Below are 3,177 nucleotides of genomic sequence, written 5' to 3'. Positions count from 1 at the left end.
GCCGGCGTCGACACGATCGAACACGGCTACGGCGCCAGTGAAGCGACGTTCAGGCTGATGCTGGAACGCAAGGTGGCGTACGTGCCCACGTTGACGGCGCCGGAAGCGATCGGCGAATACTTCCAGCGCCACGTCCGCGGCGTCGCGCCCACGATCGGGGTGCTGTCCGGCGTCATCGGACGCAGGCCCGTCCAGAACGTGGCGCGCGCCACGTCGCCGCCGCCCGGGAACAGGTCGTTGACGACGAGTTCCAGCGTCTCGCGCCGGCGCGGATTCAACACCTTGCTGTAGCCCGCGATCTCTGCCATGCCGCCGACGCGGATGCGGTCGTCGAAGCGGGTCACGGCAATCTTGTAGGTCTCGTCGAGGATCGTGGAGACCGGTGCCCTGGCCGCATCGACGATCGGCACGGTGATCGAATAGCCCTTGAGCGGATAGACCGGGACGCGGAATTGATCCTTCAGCAGCAGGCGCGAATAGCTGCCCAGTGCCAGCACGTAGCGGTCCGCCGTCACCCGGCCTCGCTCCTGTCCTTTCCTCGTCTGCACGCCAACGATCTGGCCATTGGCGATGTCGAGGCGCTCGATCGCGGTGTCGAACTGGAAGCGCACGCCGAGGTCGCGCGCCATCTGCGCGAGGCGCGTCGTGAACAGCTGGCAGTCGCCCGTCTCGTCGTTCGGCAGGCGCAGGCCGCCGACCAGCTTGTTGCGCACGTTGCCGAGTGCCGGCTCGGCCAGTGCGAGCTGTTCGCGGCCCAGCACTTCGAATGCCACGCCGGCTTCCTTGAGCACCTCGATGTCCTTCGCGGCGCCGTCGAACTGGGCCTGCGTGCGGAACAGCTGCAAGGTGCCCTGCTGGCGGCCTTCGTAGGCAATGCCCGTCTCGGCACGGAGCGCACGGATGCGATCGCGGCTATATTCTGCCAGGCGTACCATGCGTTCCTTGTTGACGGCGTAGCGGCCGGCGTCGCAGTTCCGGTACATCTCCCACATCCACTGGAGCTGGAACAGGGAGCCGTCAGGCTGGATCGCCAGCGGCGCGTGGCGCTGGAACAGCCATTTGAACGCCTTCAGCGGAATGCCCGGCGCCGCCCACGGCGACGCATAGCCCGGCGAGATCTGGCCTGCGTTGGCGAAGCTGGTTTCGAGGGCCGGACCCGGTTGACGGTCGATCACGGTAACGTCGTGGCCGGCCTTGGCCAGGTAATAAGCGGTGGTCACGCCGACCACGCCGCTGCCGAGTACGATGACGCGCATAGTTTTCCTTGTGTCTCTGTTATTCTAGAATTAGAAGATGTTTTTATTGTAGTGGTAGGAATGCGATAATTGTTTCGGTTTGCCATTAACTTTTCAGTGAAAAATCATGCGCGTGCAAAAAGACTCGAACCGTGTGCTGGACCGCATCGACCTGCACATCCTCTCCATCCTGCAGGACGACGGCCGCATCGTGATGAAGGACCTGGCCGAGCGCGTCGGCCTGTCGCTGACGCCGTGCATCGAGCGGGTCAAGCGCATGGAGCGCGACGGCGTCATCGCCGGCTACCATGCGCGTGTGGCGCCGCGGGCGCTGGGGCTGCAGGTCCTCGTGTTCGTGGAAATCACGCTGCGCCAGAAGTCGGAGCAGGCGTTCGAGCGCTTCCGCCGGGCGATGCTGGCGATTCCCGAGGTGATGGAATGCCACCTCGTGTCCGGCGATTTCGACTACCTGATCAAGGCGCGCATTCCGGAAATGACGGAGTACCGGAGATTACTGGGCGAGATCCTGCATGTGGCGGACGGCGGCCAGTCGAAGAGTTATGTCGTGATGGAAGAGGTCAAGGAGACGCTGGCCGTGTCGATCGCGCGCTAGTCGCCGTCGCGCAGCCACGACTTCGACCTGGAGCGGGCCACGATGGGGCTTTCCACCGGCGTGGTGGCGATGAAATCGCGCTCCACCTGGCGTGGATCCGCGTGCGGCTTCGCGGGCTTGGCCGACATATAGGACGTCACCCCGACCGCGCAGCGATAGATGACCGCGGCCCCGGCAATGATGATCGCGCTGACCGTGATCGCCAGGCCGTCCGGCCGGCCGGCCACGACCAGGATGCAGGCCACGACGATGAGGTCGAGACAGACCAGATAGTTGAAGCGGGCGGGGCTATCAGAATCGTTTCTTTTTACCGACATACTAACTTCCGGGGAAACTTGCGGTGACGCGATGCTGGCGCGCCGCAATCAATGGAACCCCGGTATACTAACATTTCCACATGGAAATATCAGTACTCGGCATGGCGTCACGTGCTGGACGCTGAACCAGGTGGTCAAACCCGGGTCAGCGACAAGTACGGCGTTTCATTCCGCCCGATACAGCGGCAACGCCAGCTTCACCGGCCGCACGTCCATCCGCACCCGGTACACGGAATAGGTATCGGCCCGGTTCGACGTCCAGCCCTCGCTCTCCGGCGTGCGCGTAAAAGTGAATTCGAAGCCGCGGTCGGCCGCGGCGCCGGCCGGGTCGCCGAACGCGATGCCCGTTGCGCGGGCCTGGTCGCTGTCGCACAGCTTCATCAGCAGGTCGGCGACGGCCGTGTTGCCGAGGATGTCGGCGGCGAACAGCGGGCCCCGGTACGACGGGTCGGCCGGGTCGACTCTTTCCTTGTCCGGACCGGGCGTGAAGCGGCCGCTGGCCGGGTCGTAGCGGTCGCCGCTGTCGAGGTAGCTGATGCGGGCACCCGTGACGTTGAAGCCGGTGCGCGCGGCATCCACGCTGGCCTGGCCGAGGTCGAGCAGCAGCGCGCCCTTGTAGCCGATGACGGCGATCGACCGGTCCGGTGCGACGACGGCCGCCGTGTTCTCGTCGATGCCGAGGCCGAGTTTGTAGTGCTTGGCGAGCATCGCGGGCAGCATGCGGGCGAAGCGGCCGCGGATCAGCAAATGCTGGTCGACGAACACCTCGTCGCCGATGAAGCCGAGGCCCGGCGCGATGTCGCGGCCGTCCGTGATGCCGTCGCGCAGCGTGGGCAGCGGGGCGCGGCCTTCGTAGAACATCGTCTTGCTCATGATGGCGGCGCCGGCGCTCGTGCCCGCGATGACGCCGCCGCGCCGGTACAGGTCCCACAGCGCGTCCAGCACGGCGCTGTTGCCGCCGTCGGCGTGGCGCAGCGCGGCCGTGATGCGGCCCTGGTCGCCGCCCGTGAAG

The 3,177-nt window shown here is 65.8% G+C and carries 4 protein-coding genes; 1 reads left to right on the top strand and 3 read right to left on the bottom strand.

The features are described from left to right. Positions 1 to 26: 26 nt before the first annotated feature. On the bottom strand, positions 27 to 1,256 hold the full coding sequence (locus tag ACEN88_RS27760) for a D-amino acid dehydrogenase (RefSeq protein WP_413344829.1): 1,230 nt from the start codon (positions 1,254 to 1,256) through the stop codon (positions 27 to 29). A gap of 106 nt (positions 1,257 to 1,362) precedes the next feature. Here ACEN88_RS27760 and ACEN88_RS27755 point away from each other — a divergent pair, with 106 nt between their 5' ends. Continuing rightward, positions 1,363 to 1,848 carry a winged helix-turn-helix transcriptional regulator gene (locus ACEN88_RS27755; RefSeq protein WP_160410490.1) on the top strand — a complete coding sequence of 162 codons (486 nt, stop codon included), beginning with the start codon at positions 1,363 to 1,365 and terminating at the stop codon, positions 1,846 to 1,848. On the opposite strand, the gene ACEN88_RS27750 is transcribed toward ACEN88_RS27755, so the two are convergent. Continuing rightward, a complete protein-coding gene (locus tag ACEN88_RS27750) occupies positions 1,845 to 2,165 on the bottom strand; it encodes a hypothetical protein (protein WP_413344828.1) in 321 nt (106 codons plus the stop codon). The genes ACEN88_RS27755 and ACEN88_RS27750 overlap by 4 nt on opposite strands. A 165-nt stretch (positions 2,166 to 2,330) precedes the next feature. After that, positions 2,331 to 3,177: cyanophycinase (locus ACEN88_RS27745; RefSeq protein WP_413344826.1), on the bottom strand; the 847-nt coding region annotated here is incomplete at its 5' end.

Source organism: Massilia sp. CT11-108, from assembly GCF_047302915.1.
Classification (GTDB): Bacteria; Pseudomonadota; Gammaproteobacteria; order Burkholderiales; family Burkholderiaceae_D; genus Telluria; species Telluria orientalis.
Note: the sequence above shows the minus strand (reverse complement) of the source record. Positions and strands in the feature narration are given on the sequence as shown.

What these genes read in the sequence shown, in the direction of transcription:
- ACEN88_RS27755 (WP_160410490.1), top strand. Translation starts at nt 1,363, where the DNA reads ATGCGCGTGCAAAAAGACTCGAACCGTGTGCTGGACCGCATCGACCTG.
- ACEN88_RS27760 (WP_413344829.1), bottom strand. Translation starts at nt 1,256, where the DNA reads ATGCGCGTCATCGTACTCGGCAGCGGCGTGGTCGGCGTGACCACCGCT.
- ACEN88_RS27750 (WP_413344828.1), bottom strand. Translation starts at nt 2,165, where the DNA reads ATGTCGGTAAAAAGAAACGATTCTGATAGCCCCGCCCGCTTCAACTAT.